Annotated in this window: 15 protein-coding genes; 1 reads left to right on the top strand and 14 read right to left on the bottom strand. The window is 65.9% G+C overall.

Going from position 1 to position 16,408, the window contains the following annotated elements; genetic code table 11:
- Window positions 1-55 precede the first annotated feature (55 nt).
- The gene (locus G6N08_RS00795; RefSeq protein ID WP_163753355.1) at window positions 56-277 is read left to right on the top strand and encodes a three-helix bundle dimerization domain-containing protein; all 222 of its coding nucleotides are present in this window, start codon (window positions 56-58) and stop codon (window positions 275-277) included.
- Window positions 278-373: 96 nt separating this feature from the next.
- Here the strand turns inward: G6N08_RS00795 and G6N08_RS00790 are convergent, their stop codons facing one another.
- The 14 genes from G6N08_RS00790 to G6N08_RS00725 are packed head-to-tail and all read right to left on the bottom strand — an operon-like array spanning window position 374 to window position 16,405.
- Complete coding sequence (locus tag G6N08_RS00790) at window positions 374-1,351, bottom strand: amidohydrolase family protein (RefSeq protein WP_163753353.1); 978 nt, start codon at window positions 1,349-1,351, stop codon at window positions 374-376.
- A 53-nt stretch (window positions 1,352-1,404) separates the two neighbouring features.
- Window positions 1,405-3,027 carry an NADH-quinone oxidoreductase subunit NuoN gene (gene nuoN, locus G6N08_RS00785; RefSeq protein ID WP_163753351.1) on the bottom strand — a complete coding sequence of 541 codons (1,623 nt, stop codon included), beginning with the start codon at window positions 3,025-3,027 and terminating at the stop codon, window positions 1,405-1,407.
- Window positions 3,024-4,580 carry an NADH-quinone oxidoreductase subunit M gene (locus G6N08_RS00780; protein ID WP_163756487.1) on the bottom strand — a complete coding sequence of 519 codons (1,557 nt, stop codon included), beginning with the start codon at window positions 4,578-4,580 and terminating at the stop codon, window positions 3,024-3,026. The genes nuoN and G6N08_RS00780 overlap by 4 nt, the downstream gene beginning before the upstream one ends.
- Window positions 4,577-6,460, bottom strand: a complete 1,884-nt coding sequence (nuoL, locus tag G6N08_RS00775) for an NADH-quinone oxidoreductase subunit L (RefSeq protein WP_163753349.1) — start codon at window positions 6,458-6,460, stop codon at window positions 4,577-4,579. The genes G6N08_RS00780 and nuoL overlap by 4 nt, the downstream gene beginning before the upstream one ends.
- 10 nt (window positions 6,461-6,470) lie before the next feature.
- Window positions 6,471-6,770: an NADH-quinone oxidoreductase subunit NuoK gene (gene nuoK / locus G6N08_RS00770; RefSeq protein ID WP_163753347.1), complete on the bottom strand. Its 300-nt coding sequence runs from the start codon at window positions 6,768-6,770 to the stop codon at window positions 6,471-6,473.
- Window positions 6,767-7,534 carry an NADH-quinone oxidoreductase subunit J gene (locus tag G6N08_RS00765; RefSeq protein ID WP_163756486.1) on the bottom strand — a complete coding sequence of 256 codons (768 nt, stop codon included), beginning with the start codon at window positions 7,532-7,534 and terminating at the stop codon, window positions 6,767-6,769. Before G6N08_RS00765 ends, nuoK begins: the two co-directional genes overlap by 4 nt.
- An 11-nt stretch (window positions 7,535-7,545) precedes the next feature.
- Window positions 7,546-8,088 carry an NADH-quinone oxidoreductase subunit NuoI gene (nuoI, locus tag G6N08_RS00760; protein ID WP_163753345.1) on the bottom strand — a complete coding sequence of 181 codons (543 nt, stop codon included), beginning with the start codon at window positions 8,086-8,088 and terminating at the stop codon, window positions 7,546-7,548.
- Window positions 8,081-9,349 (bottom strand): NADH-quinone oxidoreductase subunit NuoH, encoded by a 1,269-nt coding sequence (gene nuoH, locus G6N08_RS00755; protein WP_163753344.1) that lies wholly within the window; start codon window positions 9,347-9,349, stop codon window positions 8,081-8,083. The genes nuoI and nuoH overlap by 8 nt, the downstream gene beginning before the upstream one ends.
- Window positions 9,346-11,697, bottom strand: a complete 2,352-nt coding sequence (locus tag G6N08_RS00750) for an NADH-quinone oxidoreductase subunit G (RefSeq protein WP_371868979.1) — start codon at window positions 11,695-11,697, stop codon at window positions 9,346-9,348. Before G6N08_RS00750 ends, nuoH begins: the two co-directional genes overlap by 4 nt.
- Before the next feature lie 41 nt (window positions 11,698-11,738).
- The gene (gene nuoF / locus G6N08_RS00745; RefSeq protein ID WP_163753339.1) at window positions 11,739-13,064 is read right to left on the bottom strand and encodes an NADH-quinone oxidoreductase subunit NuoF; all 1,326 of its coding nucleotides are present in this window, start codon (window positions 13,062-13,064) and stop codon (window positions 11,739-11,741) included.
- Window positions 13,061-13,825, bottom strand: a complete 765-nt coding sequence (nuoE, locus tag G6N08_RS00740; RefSeq protein ID WP_163753337.1) for an NADH-quinone oxidoreductase subunit NuoE — start codon at window positions 13,823-13,825, stop codon at window positions 13,061-13,063. The genes nuoF and nuoE overlap by 4 nt, the downstream gene beginning before the upstream one ends.
- Window positions 13,822-15,147, bottom strand: coding sequence for an NADH dehydrogenase (quinone) subunit D (nuoD, locus tag G6N08_RS00735; protein WP_163753334.1), 1,326 nt, complete (start codon window positions 15,145-15,147; stop codon window positions 13,822-13,824). The genes nuoE and nuoD overlap by 4 nt, the downstream gene beginning before the upstream one ends.
- Window positions 15,147-15,854, bottom strand: a complete 708-nt coding sequence (locus G6N08_RS00730) for an NADH-quinone oxidoreductase subunit C (protein ID WP_163753332.1) — start codon at window positions 15,852-15,854, stop codon at window positions 15,147-15,149. The genes nuoD and G6N08_RS00730 overlap by 1 nt, the downstream gene beginning before the upstream one ends.
- Complete coding sequence (locus G6N08_RS00725) at window positions 15,851-16,405, bottom strand: NuoB/complex I 20 kDa subunit family protein (protein ID WP_163753330.1); 555 nt, start codon at window positions 16,403-16,405, stop codon at window positions 15,851-15,853. Before G6N08_RS00725 ends, G6N08_RS00730 begins: the two co-directional genes overlap by 4 nt.
- Window positions 16,406-16,408: the final 3 nt, after the last annotated feature.

Here is a 16,408-nt window from a genome sequence, read left to right as displayed (position 1 = left end):
TGGTCTCGTGAACACCCTATTGACGGCGGGCGGATTCGCCGCGAACAATGCGAAGATGCCTCAAGAAGAGGGGGTGTTGATCGAGGCGCTCGAGCGGCGGCTTGCCCAGCGGTATGCGACGTTGCCACGTAAGCAGATTGCGGTGGCTATTCAACATGCCTATGCCCGGTTCGATGGCGCTCGTGTGCGGGACTTCGTCCCGTTGTTGGTCGAGCGTCGGGCTGAGGAGGAGCTGACGAGTCTCAGCACACCGCACGGCGACGAGAGTATGGGCTAGCTGGGGGTCCGGCCCCGCCGATCGGGGTTGCGTGGGCCGGCGCTGAGGGTGAGGTGTCTGGCCGGGGCTGGCTGTGCGACACCGCGCCGCGGCGGGCTACAGATTCAGTAGCCGCCCGGCATTCCCTCCGGCGATTTTGCCCCGCTCTTCGGCGCTGAGCGGCAGCTTGTCGAGCTGGTCCAAAAGGGCGCGGCCAGAAGTGTTGTCGCTGTAGGGGTAGTCAACGCTGAACAGCACCCGATCGACACCGAACACCTCCAGGGCGCAGCGCAGGGGTGCGAGGCTGAACATTCCGCTGGTGGTGATCCACACGTGTCGCAGCAAGTACTCCGACGGTGGTTTCAGGCCCGTCAACTCCGGGCGCAGCAGGGTGTCGATGCGCCCCAGCATGAACGGGATCATTTCGCCGCAATGGCCCAGGATGAGCCGAAGCCGGGGATGACGCTCGAACACACCGGTCACCGCCAGCCGCAGCGCATGCAGACCGGCCTCCGCGTGCCAGCCCCAGGCGCCGGTGGCAATGGCCATCGCGGTGAGCTGCGGCAACCCTTGGTAGAACACGTCGGCGACGCTGGCCGGGGGAAACGAGGGGTGGAGGTAGATCGGCACGTCGAGGTGTTCTGCGCGCTCCAGAAGCGGCTCGAAGCGCGCGTCGTCGAGAAAGACCCCGTTGCTGCCCAGGGTGCTGTTGATCATGGCGCCGACGAACCCCAGTTCGGTGATCGCACGCTCCAGCTCATCCGCGGCTGCAGCCGGATCGGCGGTCGGCAGGGTGGCAAAGCCGGCGAACCGGTCCGGGTGGGCGCGCACCGCTGCGGCCAGCCGGTCATTGGCCTCGCGGGCACGGATCACCGATTCCGCAGGCGGCAAACCCTGAGCCGCCGGTGTGGTATGGGAAATTACCTGCATATCGATCCCGGCGGAGTTCATGTCCGCCAACCGTAATTGCCCGAGATCGGCCAATCGGTCACCAAGCCGCCGGCCCCACCCCGGGATGTTGAGAACCCCCGTCCCCGCCGGCGCGGCTAATTCGGGTGTCCAGAAGTGCTCCTCCAACGCGATGGTCCGTGTCATTCACCCAGTATTCCGGTGGGCTTGCGTCGGATGCTAAACGCGGGCCCAGTGAGTCAGTGCACCAGCTGTGCGGCGTGGTCGGCCAGATCGAGTACCGGCTGCGGGATGATCCCCAAGAGGACGGTGACGGCGGCGCAGACCGCGATGGCGGCCTTGCTCATCACGCCGGGCACCGCGATGTGCGGGGTGTTGGCGGAGGGGTCCGTGAAGAACATCAGCACGATCACTCGCACGTAGAAGTACGCTGCCACACCGCTGGCCACCACCCCGACGATCACCAACGGCGCCGCCCCGCCCTCGATGGCCGCTGTGAACACCGCGAATTTGCTGACGAACCCGCTGGTCAGAGGGATGCCGGCGAAAGCCAACAGAAACATCGAAAACATCACGCCCACAATGGGTGAGCGCCGCCCCAGCCCGCCCCAGTGCGCCATGTCGGCGTCCTCTCGACCATCTGCGCCGCGGACCAGGCCCGCGACGGCGAACGCGCCCACGGTACTGAAGCTGTAGGCGAGCAAGTAGAACATCGTCGCGGACACGCCGGCCGGAATGTCGGCGATCACGCCGGTGAGGATGAAGCCGACATGCGCCACCGACGAATACGCCAGCATCCGTTTGACATCGCTTTGGTTGATCGCGGTGACGGTGCCGACCGCCATGGTCAGGATCGAGATCCCCCACAACACCGGCCGCCACTGATCATGCAGCGGGGGCAACGCGACGTAGACCACCCGCAGCAGCGCGCCGAACGCCGCAACCTTGGTGGCCGCCGCCATGAAGCCGGTGACCGGAGTCGGCGCACCCTGGTAGACATCGGGAATCCACGAATGGAACGGCGCCGCACCGACTTTGAACAGCAGGCCGACCGCGAGCAGCGCCACGCCGACCAGCGCCATCGAGCTGGCCCCGTGTGCGGCCAGCGCCTCGCGAATGCCGGACAGGGTCAGCGTGCCGGTCACCCCGTAGAGCAGTGCGACCCCGTAGAGGAAGAACGCTGACGAGAATGCGCCCAGCAGGAAATACTTCAGCGCCGCTTCTTGGGACAGCAGCCGGCGGTGACGCGCGAGCCCGCACAAAAGGTACAGCGGCAGCGACAGGACTTCCAGCGCCACGAACATCGTCACAAGGTCGTTGGCGGCCGGGAACACCAGCATCCCACCGACGGCCAGCATCGTCAGTGGAAACAGCTCGGTCTGGGCCACGCCCGCCCGGATCGCCTGCTGTTCGGCTTGGCTGCCGGGTGCCGCGGACGCCTGCGGTGTAAAGGAGTCCAAACCGGGAAACCGCGGCATGATTGGGCGGCCCGGGCCGGTGCTGACCGTCCCGGCGGTCGCGGTGGCTGCGCCCGGGCCCGGCGTGCCGATACGACGTTGAGCGAAGAACATGACGGCCATGATCGCGACCAGTACCACGGTGCCTTGCAGAAATAGCGTGACGCGGTCCACGGCCATCGCGCCGAGAACTGCCGTGTGACCGGCTCCGCGGATCTTGGTGCCGAGCGTGACCACCGCGGCGAACGCGGCGGCCAGCCCGCCGAGAGCCAGCGTCACCTGGGCAGGGTAGCGGGAACGCCGGGGCAGGAACGCTTCTGCCAGCACGCCGAGCACCGCGGCCCCGAAGACAATGAGTGTCGGGCTCAGCGATGCGTATTCGACGCTGGGAGTCGGCATGCTCATCGCTGTGGTCCTGTGCCTGACACGACCACGCGGGGCGCGGGATCGTGCTCGCCGATGGTGGTCATGGTGTGGTAAACCGCGGGGTTGATGAGGTCCAGCACCGGTTTGGGATAGATTCCCAGCACCAGCAGTAACGCGATAAGTGGCGCGACGACGAGCGCTTCGCGCGGCATCAGGTCCCGGATGGTTTCGTTACCGTCCCGGACGGGGCCGGTCATCATCCGCTGGTAAAGCCAGAGCATGTAGATCGCCGAGAGCACCAGGGCAGTGACACCGAACGCCGCGACCAGCCAGTAGCGGCTGAACGTGCCTATCAGCACCAGGAATTCGCTGATGAACGGGGCCAAACCGGGCAGCGACAGCGTCGCCAGTGCCGCGACCAGGAATGTCCCGGCCAGCACGGGCGCCACCGTCTGCACCCCGCCGTAGTCGGCGATGGCGCGGGTGCCGCGCCGCGCGATCAAAAAGCCGGCGATCAGGAACACCGCCGCGGTGGACAGGCCGTGGTTGACCATGTACAGCGTCGACCCGCTCTGGCCTTGGCTGGTCATCACGAAGATGCCCAGGATGATGAACCCGAAGTGGGAGATCGACGTGTAGGCGATGAGGCGCATGATGTCGGTCTGGCCGATCGCCACGACCGCGCCGTAGACCACGCCGATGACCGCCAGCACCACGATGGCTGGCCGGAAATATGTTGAGGCGCCGGGGAACAACTGCAGACAATAGCGCAACATACCGAAGGTTCCGACCTTGTCCATCACCGCCATCATCAACACCGCGGTTGCCGGCGGGGCCTCGACCGCGGCATCGGGAAGCCAGCGGTGAAACGGCCACAACGGGGCCTTGATCGCGAACGCGAACATGAAACCCAAAAACAGGGTTTTCAGGACCGCAGGCTGCACGCCCAGCCGCCCGGAGGAGACCGCAGCGACGATCTCGCGGAAGTCAAAGGTGCCGCCGATGTGCTGCGCGGTCACCACATATAGTCCGATGACCGCGGCCAGCATGATCAAGCCGCCGAACAGGTTGTACAGCAAGAACTTCACCGCTGCACGCGAACGTCCCGGTCCTTGGCCGAAGCCACCGATAAGGAAATACATCGGGATCAGCATGGCCTCGAAGAACACGTAGAACAGCAACACGTCCAGCGAGACCAGCGAAATCAGCACCATCGACTCGACGGTCAGCGTCAACGCGATGTAAGCCTGTGGGCCGCGGGGATGTTCGCCGCCGTCGTGCCAGCCGGCCAGCATCAGCAACGGCACCAACACCGCGGTGAGCAACACCAGCACCACTGCGATCCCGTCTACACCCAGCGTGTAACCGGCACCGAAAGCGGGTATCCAGGAATGGTTTTCGACGAATTGATAGCGGGCGCCGCCGCTGTCGAACCGGACGGTGACCACAATCGCCACCACCAGCACCGCGATGCTGACCGCCAGCCCCGCCCACCTGGCGAGCAGCTGCAGCGGAGCGGGCATCAGGATGATCATGACCGCGCCGGCCAGCGGTACCAGCCACAGCATGCTCAGCCACGGGACGGTGCTCACCATAGGTGCACCGCCAGGATCGCGGCGGCCACCAGGGCCGCGCCCGCCAGCATCGACAGGGCGTAGCTGCGGGCGAAGCCGGTCTGCAACCCCCGCAGGCGATCTGAGGCCCGGCTCACCAGCGCGGCCAGCGCGTTGACTGAGCCATCCACGCCGGCGTTATCGATCTCGACCAATCCGCGCGTCAGCTGCGCACCCGGGCGCATGAACACCTCCTCGTTGAAGGCATCGCCGTAGAGATCTCGGCGCGCCGCTTTGGTCAGCACCGACACGTCGTCAGGGGCCACCTCGGGAACGGGTGCTGCGGCGTACATCCGCACCGCCACCGCGACGCCGATGCCCACCACGGCCAGGGTGACGGTCGTAGTCACCCACACCGGGGCAAGCTGAGGGGCTTCGCGGATCCCCACGACCGGTTCGAGCCAGTGCTGTAAGGTGCCGCCTATCGCCAGCAGCCCCCCCGCGCACACCGAACCGACGGCCAGCAGGATCATCGGCCAGGTCATCACGCCCGGGGCTTCGTGCGGATGCGCGTCAGACGCCCAACGCTTGTCACCGAAGAACGTCAAGAGCATGACTCGGGTCATGTAGAACGCGGTGATACCCGCGCCCAGCAGTGCCGCACCACCCAGAATCGGGCCGCGCACCGCTCCGGCGTTCACCGCGGCCTCGATGATGGCGTCCTTGGAAAAGAAGCCGGCGAACGGCGGTACCCCGATGATCGCCAGATACGCCAGCCCGAAGGTGGCGAACGTGATCGGCAGCACGCCGCGCAGCCCCCCGTAGCGGCGCATGTCCTGCTCGTCGTTCATCGCGTGAATCACCGCACCGGATCCCAAAAACAGGCCCGCTTTGAAGAACCCATGGGTGAGCAGATGCATGATCGCGAACACGTAACCGGCCGGACCCAATCCGGCGGCCAACACCATGTACCCGATCTGGCTGATCGTGGAGGCGGCCAGCGCGCGCTTGATGTCGTCTTTGGCGCAACCGATGATCGCGCCGAACAACAACGTCACCGCACCCACCACGACCACGGCCAGCTGCGCTTGCGGGGTTAGGTTGAACACCGGGGCCGAGCGCACGATCAGATACACCCCGGCGGTCACCATGGTGGCGGCGTGAATCAGCGCTGACACCGGAGTGGGGCCCTCCATCGCATCCCCCAGCCAGGCCTGCAGCGGCACTTGCGCGGACTTGGCGCACGCACCCAACAGCATCAGCAGCCCCATCGCCGTCAGCACCGCCGGCCCCGCAGCCGGGGCCCCGGCGAACACCCCGGAAAACGACAGGGTGCCGAACTGGACGAACATCACAAACATCGCCAGTGAAAGCCCGGCGTCGCCAACGCGGTTCATCACGAACGCTTTTTTGGCGGCAGTCGCCGCCGAGGGCCGGGTGTACCAGAAACCGATCAGCAGGTACGACGCCAGGCCCACACCTTCCCAGCCGACATACAGCCCGAGATAGTTGTCGGCAACCACCAACAACAGCATCGCGGCCAGAAACAGGTTGAGGTAGGCGAAAAACCGGCGCCGATCAGGGTCGTCGGCCATGTAGCCGACTGAATAGATGTGGATCAGCGACCCGACGCCGGTGATCAGCAGCACGAAACATATTGACAACTGGTCGATCTGAAAACCGAAGTCGACTTGCAGTGCGCCGACCGGGACCCACCTGAACGCCGTGGTGTGGATGACCCGCGCGCCGGCGGGCCGGCTGAGCATCTCGGCGAGCAGCAGCACGCCCACACCGAACGACGCCGTCGCGGCCGCACAACCCAGCAGATGTCCCCACCGGTCGGTGCGCCGGCCCCCGAGCAGCAGGATCGCCGCACCCGCTGCCGGCAACGCGACGAGCAGCCAGGTGAAGAGTGTCATCGTGGCGCGTCTAGCCTTTCAGGAGATTCGCGTCGTCCACCGACGCCGATTTGCGGGTGCGGAAAATCGCCATGATGATCGCCAAACCGACGACGACCTCACAAGCAGCTACCACCATCGTGAAGAACGCGATCATCTGTCCGTCCAGGTTGCCGTGCATCCGGGCGAACGTGACGAACGCCAGGTTGACCGCGTTGAGCATCAGCTCGATGCACATGAACATCACGATCGCGTTGCGCCGCAACAACACACCGGCCGCGCCGATGGTGAACAACAGCGCCGACAAATACAGGTAGTTCGCGGGATTCATGACGCGCCGTCCTCACTGCTTGCGCCGTTGACCGCACCGCCGCTGCCGTGACGCTGCAGTACCCGCGGAACCGACAACGGTGAGTAGGAGCCGTCGGGCAGCCGCGCGGCCATGTCGACCGCATTATGGCGGGCGTAGACACCGGGGCTGGGCAGCGGGGTGGGGTACGAGCCGGGCCGGAAACGTTCGACCGACAGCTCCCGCTGTGTTTTGCGGCGTTCGAAACGCTCCTTGTGCGCCAGCACCATCGCCCCGATGGCCGCGGTGATCAACAGGGCACTGGTCAGCTCGAACGCCCACAGGTAGCGGGAGAAGATCAGCACCGCCAAACCGGTGACGTTGCCGCCGGCGTTGGCTTTGCTCAGCCCGCTGAACGTGGTGGTGGTCGAGCCGATGACCGCGATCAGCAGCACCCCGAACGCGACACCGGCCGCGACCGCGGCCACCCGCTGCCCGCGCAGCGTCTCCACCAGGGACTCCGCCGAATCCACACCGATCAGCATCAACACGAACAAAAACAGCATCATCACCGCGCCGGTGTAGACCACGACCTGCACCACGCCCAAAAACAGCGCATCCTGGACCAGGTAGAACACCGCCAGGATGATCATCGTCATCGCCAGAAACATCGCCGAGTACACGGCGTTGGCGGCGGCCACCACCCCCAGCGCGCCGATCACCGCGAGTGCACCCAGGACCCAAAACGCGATCGCCTCACCGCTGGACGTTCGGCTCAGCGTGTCCGCGGCCAGTTGGGCGGTCAGGTGCACGGTCATCATCGGGTGCCTGCCGTCTGTGTGCCGCGCAGCCCCGCTGCGGTCACATTGCCCAGGTAGTAGTCGCGATCGGTGGCGCCCGGGGCCCGCGGATGCGGCGGCGGGGTCATCCCGGGTTCCAGGGGTGCCAGCAACCGGTCTTTTTCATAGATCAGATCAGCGCGGTTGTCGTCGGCCATTTCGTAGTCGTTGGTCATGGTCAGGGCCCGGGTCGGGCAGGCTTCGACGCACAAACCGCAACCGATGCAGCGCAGATAGTTGATCTGATACACCCGGCCGTAGCGTTCCCCCGGCGAATACCGCTCCTCGTCGGTGTTGTCAGCGCCTTCGACGTAGATCGCGTCGGCCGGGCAGGCCCACGCGCACAACTCGCAGCCGATGCATTTCTCCAAGCCGTCGGGATAGCGGTTGAGCTGATGGCGGCCGTGATAGCGCGGCGCCACCCGGCCCGGCTTCTCCGGATACTGTTCGGTGACCGGGCGTTTGAACATCGCCGATAACGTGACACCGAATCCGGCGATGGCGTCGAGGAATTTAGCCATCTGCGTCCTCCTTGGTCACCGTGGCCGGTTGTGGCCGCGGCAGGCCCTCCCCGGGCAGCGGCGGTGTGGGGAATCCAGCGCCGGCGACGGCGTTTCGGCGTGCCCACTCGCGCAGCTCCCGCTCGAGGCGGCGAGTACTCAAGGCGCCGTAAGGCATTCGCAAACTCAGCAGCAGCACGGCGGCGACGGCGAGGCTGCTGACCGCCAGGGCGGCCGTCCAATGCGCATAACCCTGATCGCGTGCGGTGCGGATGACCGCCGCGATCATCGTCCACATCAGCGACACCGGGATGAGGATCTTCCACCCCAGCGCCATGAACTGGTCGTAGCGCAGCCGCGGCAGGGTGGCCCGCAGCCAGAAGTAGACGAACAAAAAGCCCCACACCTTGGCGGTGAACCACAGCAGTGGCCACCAGCCGCTGTTGGCGCCGGCCCACATGTTCACCGGCCACGGCGCGTGCCAGCCGCCGAAGAACAGGGTCGCCGCCAGCGCCGACACCGTGGTCATGTTGATGTACTCGGCCAGATAAAACATCGCGAACTCCAGCGACGAGTACTCGGTGTGAAAACCGGCCACCAGCTCGCCCTCGGCTTCGGGCAGATCGAAAGGGGCGCGGTTGGTTTCACCCACCATGGAGATGAGATAAACCAGAAACGAGGGCAGCAGCAAAAACACATACCACACGCCGTGTTGGGCGGACACAATCGCCGAGGTGGACATGGTGCCCGCATACAGGAATACCGTGGCGAACGACAGCCCCATCGCGACTTCATAGGAGATCACCTGGGCGGTGGAGCGGACCCCACCCAGCAGCGGATAGGTGGACCCCGACGACCACCCGGCGAGCACGATCCCATACACCCCGATCGATGACAGCGCCAGGATGAACAGCACCGCCACCGGCAGATCGGTCATCTGCAACGGTGTGCGGTGACCCAAAACCGAGACCTGGGGACCGAACGGGATAAACGCAAACGCGGTGATGGCCGGAATGGTCGAGATAATCGGCGCCAGCAGGTACACCGGGCGCTCGACGCCGGCCGGCACGATGCCCTCCTTGAGCGCCAGCTTGATACCGTCAGCCAGGCTCTGCAACAGTCCGTGCGGCCCAACCCGGTTGGGGCCGTACCGCATCTGCATGCGGCCCAGCAGCTTACGTTCGAGCAGGATCGCGGCCAGCACGGTGAGCACCAGGAACCCGAAGACGGCGATCGCCTTGCCCGCGACCAGCCACCAGGTGTCGTGCCCGAAACCGCTCATGAGCCCGCTCCCAGTCGCACCACCCCGCCGGTTGTGACGCCGAGCGATTCGTGTACCGCCGAACCCGGTGAGTTCAGCGGCAGCCAGGCCACCCGGTTGGGCATATCGGTGACGGTCAGCGGCAGGGTGATCGAGCCGCGGCTCGTGCTGACGGTCACCGGGTCGTTCTCGGCGGCGCCGATCTCGGCCGCGGTGTCGGCCGACAGCCGCACCACCGGTGTGCGGGCGGTACCGGCCAGGTGCGGTTCACCGTCCTGCAGGCGACCACAGTCCAGCAGCGTCCGCCACCCTGCCAGCACAGCCTCGCCCGGACCGGGCCGCGGCGGCTGGGCGGCCCGGACGTCGGGGTCGGTGGGACGCGGTCCGTCCCAGCAGCCCAGCCGGCTGAGCTCGGCGCGGGCGGCGTCGGCGCTGGGAAGCGCCAAATCGACGCCCATCTCTTCGGCCAGTGCGTCCAGCACCCGCAGGTCGGGCGTCATGCTCTCCGGCAGCGCGGCACCGAAACTGCGATACCGGCCTTCCCAGTTGACGAAACTGCCAGGCTTCTCGGCCACCGCGGCGACCGGGAAGACGACATCGGCGCGTTCGGTGACGGCGCTGTGCCGCAGCTCCAGGCTGACCACGAAACCAGCGGCGTCCAGTGCGGCCAGCGCGGCGTGCGGATCAGCCAAGTCGGCGGGCTCGACACCGCCGATCAGCAGCGCACCCAGCGTCCCGTCGGTGGCCGCGGCGAGTATCCCGTCGGTGTCCCGCCCCGGGGTAGCAGGCACGTCGCTGATATGCCACGCCGTGCACACCTGGGAACGCGCGGTGGGGTCGGTCAGCGGGCGCCCGCCGGGCAACAGCACCGGCAGCGCCCCTGCCTCCAGCGCGCCGCGTTCCCCGGCGCGCCGCGGCACCCACACCAGCCTGGCTCCGGTGGTGTCGGCCAGCCGGGCCGCCGCGGACAATGCGCCAGGTGCGCTGGCGAGCCGTTCTCCCGCCATGATGACCGCGCCGGGCAGGCTCAGCAGATCTCCCACCTCGCCCATCGCGAGCCCATCCAGCACCGCCGCCTCGGCGCCGGGAACGGTTTTGATCAGCCGGCCCGACATCTTCTGCAGCCCCCTGCTGGCGAACGCGGCGACGGCATAGACCCGGAGCCCATGTTTTCGCACCGCCTTACGCAGCCGCAAAAACACGATCGGTGACTCGTCTTCGGGCTCGAATCCGACCAGCAGCACCACCGGGGCGGTTTCCAGGTCGGAATAGGTCACCGCCATCGGCCGCCCCGCGACACGAGCCGCCAAGAACTCGACCTCCTCGCGTGAATGCGGGCGGGCGCGAAAGTCGATGTCGTTGGTGTGCAGCGCGATCCGCGCGAACTTCGCGTAGGCGTAAGCGTCCTCCACGGTCAGCCGGCCACCGATCAGCACGCCGGTGCGCCCGCGGGCCGCCCTCAGCCCCTCGGCCGCGGCCTCCAGCGCCTGCGGCCACGACGCCGGCACCAGCGAACCACCGTCGCGGAGCAGGGGAGTGGTGATCCGGTCGGGCTGGGCGGCGTAGGTGAACGCCCACCGGCCTTTATCGCAGTTCCACTCCTCGTTGACCTCCGGGTCGTCACCGGCCAGCCGACGCAACACCACGCCGCGACGGTGATCGGTGCGCTGCGCGCATCCGGAGGCGCAGTGCTCACACACACTCGGGGTCGACACCAGGTCATACGGGCGGGCCCGGAATCGGTAGGCCATCCCGGTCAACGCACCCACCGGGCAGATCTGCACGGTGTTGCCCGAAAAATAGGATTCGAACGGTTCGCGTGTGTAGATGCCAACCTGCTGCAGCGCACCGCGTTCCAGCATTTCGATGAACGGGTCGCCGGCGATCTGCTGCGAGAACCGGGTGCAGCGAGCGCACAAGATGCAGCGCTCGCGGTCCAGCAGCACCTGCGAGGAGATACTGATCGGTTTGGCGAACGTGCGTTTGACGTCGGTGAACCGGGAATCGGGGCGGCCGGCCGACATCGCCTGGTTCTGCAGCGGGCACTCACCGCCCTTGTCGCACATCGGGCAGTCCAGCGGATGGTTGATCAGCAGGAGCTCCATCACCCCCTGCTGGGCTTTGTCGGCGGCCTCGGAGGTGAGCTGGGTGCGCACCACCATGTCCTCAGTCGCGACGGTGGTGCACGACGCCATTGGTTTGCGCTGGCCCTCGATCTCGACCAGGCACTGCCGGCAGGCTCCCACCGGGTCCAGCAGCGGGTGGTCGCAAAACCGCGGAATCTCGATTCCCGCCAACTCGGCAGCGCGAATCACCAACGTGCCCTTGGGAACACTCACCTCGACGCCGTCGATCGACAGCGTCACCATCTCGGGCTGGGCTACTTTGTTTTCCGCGTCAGCGTGCAGCGTCACGCGTGTCCTCCGTTCGTCGTGAGCATCGACTCGAACGGATCGAACGGGCAGCCGCCGCCTTCGATGTGGGCGACATACTCGTCGCGGAAGTACTTCAGTGACGAGGCCACCGGCATAGCCGCACCATCACCCAACGCGCAGAACGATTTTCCGAAAAGGATGTCGCTGATGTCGAGCAGCTTCTGCAGATCCTCGTCGGTGCCCCTGCCGGTTTCCAGCCGCTCATAGATCTGGTCCAGCCAGAAGGTGCCTTCGCGGCACGGCGTGCATTTGCCGCAGGATTCGTGTTTGTAAAACTGGGTCCAGCGCCGCACCGCGCGCACCACACAGGTGGTCTCGTCGAAAATCTGCAGCGCCTTGGTGCCCAGCATGGAGCCGGCCGCCCCGACATGCTCGTAGTCCAGCGGCACGTCGAGGTGCTCCTCGGTCAGGATCGGTGTCGACGATCCGCCCGGCGTCCAGAACTTCAACCGGTGCCCGGCCCGCACGCCACCGGCGTAATCGAGCAGCTCGCGCAACGTGATACCCAGGGGGGCCTCGTATTGGCCCGGGCGGGTCACATGCCCAGACAGCGAATACAGCGTGAATCCCGGCGATTTTTCGCTGCCCATGGACCGGAACCAGTCCACGCCGCCCAGAATGATCGCCGGCACGCTGGCGATGGTCTCGACGTTGTTGATCACCGTCGGACACCCGTACAGGCCCGACACCGCCGGAAACGGCGGGCGTAGCCGCGGCTGACCGCGCCGGCCTTCTAACGAATCGAGCAGCGCGGTCTCCTCGCCGCAGATGTAGGCGCCCGCGCCGGCGTGCACCACCATCTCCAGGTTGTAGCCCGACCCGGCGATATCACGACCCAGGTAGCCCGCAGCGTAGGCTTCGGCCACCGCGTTCTGCAGCCGCCGCAGGACCGGGATCACCTCCCCGCGCACGTAGATGAACGCGTGGCTGGCCCGAATCGCATACGCGCAGATGACAGCGCCTTCGATGAGCACATGCGGGGTGGCCAGCAGCAACGGGATGTCCTTGCACGTGCCCGGTTCGGACTCGTCGGCGTTGATCACCAGATAGTGCGGTTTGGCGCCGGGGCCGGTGTCACCTTGCGGGATGAACGACCATTTGGTGCCGGTGGAGAAACCGGCACCGCCGCGGCCGCGCAGCCCGGAATCCTTGACGGTCTTGATCACCGCGTCGGGTTCCATCGCGAGAGCCTTGTGCAACGCGCGATAACCGTCGTGGCGGCGATAGGTCTGCAACGTCCATGATTCCGGATCGTCCCAGTAACGGCTCAGCACCGGTGTCAAGGGTGTCGCCACCGTCATTTCTTGTCCTCCTCGGCAGCTGCGGCGGGCGGCGGTGGCGCCTGCATGTCTTGGCGCTGCGCTATCCGCAGACCGGCCAGCGTGGCCGCGCCCGCACCGCCCTGGCCCTGGTCGGGGCGGGGGTCGGGGAAGCCCGCCAAAATCCGCGATGCGCGGCGGAATGGGCACAGCGGGGCACCGCGAGTCGGTGTGGGGGGGGTGCCGCTACGCAGGGCATCGACGAGTTCGCGTGCCGACTCGGGTGTCTGGTTATCGAAGAATTCCCAGTTCACCATCACCACCGGCGCGTAATCGCAGGCCGCGTTGCATTCGATGTGTTGCAGGGTGATCTTGCCGTCGGGTGTGGTCTGGTCGTGGCGGATGCCCAGGTGGTTGACCAGCGCGTCGAATACGGCGTCCCCGCCCATGATGGCGCACAGCGTGTTGGTGCAAACCCCGACCAGATACTCGCCGGTGGGCGCGCGCCGGAACATGGTGTAGAAGCTGGCCACCGCCGCCACCTCGGCTCCGGTCAGTCCCAGTTGTTCACCGCAGAACTGCAGACCCGCCGGCGTCAGGTAGGAGTCTTCGGCCTGCACCAGATGCAGCAGCGGCAAAATCGCTGAGCGTGGATTGGGGTAGCGGCTGATGATCTCCTTGGCATCGACTTCCAGGCGCGCCCGCACCTGCGGAGGATATGAGTGTGGGGCGCCGTCGACCACGAACTGGCCGGGCTCTTCGGGTGGTGGTCCGAGACGCACAAACACCGGCTCGCCGGTCATCGGTCCACCCCGCCCATAACCGGGTCGATGCTGGCGACCGCGGCGATCACATCGGCAACCATGCCGCCCTCGCACATCGCGGCCACTGCTTGCAGGTTGGTGAACGACGGATCCCGGTAGTGCACCCGGTAGGGGCGGGTGCCGCCGTCGGAGACCATATGTACGCCCAACTCGCCGCGCGGTGATTCCACCGCGACGTACACCTGGCCGGCCGGCACGCGGATACCCTCGGTGACCAGTTTGAAGTGGTGGATCAGCGCTTCCATCGAGCTGCTCATGATCTTGGCGACGTGCTGCGGTGAGTTGCCCAGGCCGTCCGGGCCCTCTTTCAGGTCGGCCGGCCAGCCGATCTTGCGGTCGGTGACCATGACGGGCCCGGGCCGTAACTTGTCCAGGCACTGCTCGACGATCTTCAGCGACTCTTTGATTTCGTTAACGCGAATCATGTAGCGCCCGTAAGCATCACACGTGTTTTCGGTAACAACGTCGAATTCATAGTTCTCATACCCGCAGTACGGCTCGGCCCGGCGCAGGTCGTGGGGCAGCCCGGTCGCGCGCAGAACGGGGCCGGTGACACCCAGCGCCATACACCCGGTCAGATCCAAAAACCCGATGCCGCAGGTGCGTGCCTTCCAGATGTCGTTGTCGTTGAGCAGATTCTCCATGTCGCGCAGCCGGCGGGGCATCAGCTGCAAAAATTCCCGGATCTGGTTGACGGCCTGTGGCGGCAGGTCTTGCGCGAGTCCGCCCGGCCGAATGTAGTTGTGGTTCATTCGCAGCCCGGTGATGGTCTCGAAGATGTTGAGCACCAGTTCACGTTCCCGAAAGCCGAGAAACATCGCCGTCATGGCGCCCAGTTCCATACCGCCGGTGGCCAACGCCACCAGATGTGACGAGATCCGGTTGAGCTCCATCAACATCACCCGGATGACGTTGGCGCGCTCGGGAATCTCCTCGGTGATGCCCAGCAACTTCTCTACACCCAGGCAATAGGCGGTTTCGTTGAAAAACGGTGACAGATAGTCCATCCGGGTCACAAATGTCACGCCCTGCGCCCAGTAGCGGTATTCCAGGTTTTTTTCGATCCCGGTGTGCAGATAGCCGATTCCGCACCGCGCTTCGGTGACCGTTTCGCCTTCGATCTCCAGGATCAACCGAAGCACTCCGTGGGTGGAGGGGTGCTGGGGGCCCATGTTGACCACAATGCGTTCACCGGGATCGACGTTGCGGGCGGCTTCGACGATCTGGTCCCAGTCCTGTCCGCCGACGACGGCGACAACACTGTCACCCGAATCCCCGGGCGTGCGGGTAGATTCGCTCATCAGTTGTAGGCCCTCCGCTGATCGGGTGGCGGGATCTGCGCGCCTTTGTACTCGACCGGGATGCCGCCGAGCGGATAATCCTTGCGTTGCGGATGCCCCACCCAGTCGTCGGGCATCTCGATGCGGGTCAACGAGGGGTGCCCGTCGAAGATGATGCCGAAGAAATCGTAGGTCTCGCGCTCATGCCAGTCGTTGGTCGGGTAGACGGAAAACAACGACGGAATATGCGGATCATCATCGGGCGCAGACACTTCCAGCCGGATACGACGGTTGTGGGTGATCGACCTCAGCGGGTAGACGGCGTGCAGCTCGCGGCCGGTCTCGTGCGGATAGTGCACACCGTTGACGCCCAGGCACAGTTCGAACCGCAGGGCCGGTTCGTCGCGGAGCCGCTGGGCGACCTGGGGCAGCAGTTCCCGGCGGACATGCAGGGTCAGTTCGTCGCGGTACACCACGACTTTCTCGATAGCATCGCTGAATTCGATGCCGTGGCGGTTCAGCGCTTCGGCTAGCCGGTCGACGACCTCGTCGAAATAGCCGCCATAGGGGCGCGGGCTGCTACCGGGCAGTGCGACCTGCCGCACCAGGCGCCCGTAGCCGGAGGTGTCGCCGGTGTCGCGAACGCCGAACATGCCGCGGCGCACATCGATCACTTCCTGCTCGAACCGGCCGGTGCCCGGGTGCGGTTGGTGCTCCGGTGAACTCATCGCAACAGTCCGCGCATTTCGATCGTCGGCGTGGCCGCCAGCGCCGCCTGTTCAGCTTCGGCGATGGCGCGCTCACGATTAACCCCGAGTGGCATTTCGGCGATCTTCTCGTGCAGCTTGAGAATGGCATGCAGCAGCATCTCCGGGCGCGGCGGGCAACCCGGCAGGTAGATGTCCACCGGCACCACGTGATCCACGCCCTGCACGACGGCGTAGTTGTTGAACATGCCCCCCGAGGATGCGCACACACCCATGGCCAAAACCCATTTCGGTTCAACCATCTGGTCGTAGATCTGACGCAGCACCGGCGCCATCTTCTGGCTGACCCGGCCGGCCACGATCATCAGATCCGCTTGCCGTGGTGTCGCCGAAAACCGCTCCATGCCAAAACGTGCGATATCAAAGCGCGGCCCGGCCGTCGACATCATCTCGATCGCGCAGCAGGCCAACCCGAAGGTCGCCGGCCACAACGAATTCTTGCGCACATATCCTGCTACCTTTTCCACAGTCGATAGCAGGATTCCGCCGGGCAGCGCCTCCTCAAGACCCACGTC

The sequence above is a fragment of the Mycobacterium botniense genome (assembly GCF_010723305.1).
Classification (GTDB): Bacteria; Actinomycetota; Actinomycetes; order Mycobacteriales; family Mycobacteriaceae; genus Mycobacterium; species Mycobacterium botniense.
The sequence above is the reverse complement of the archived record's forward strand: the minus strand, read 5'-3'. Positions and strand labels throughout refer to the sequence as shown.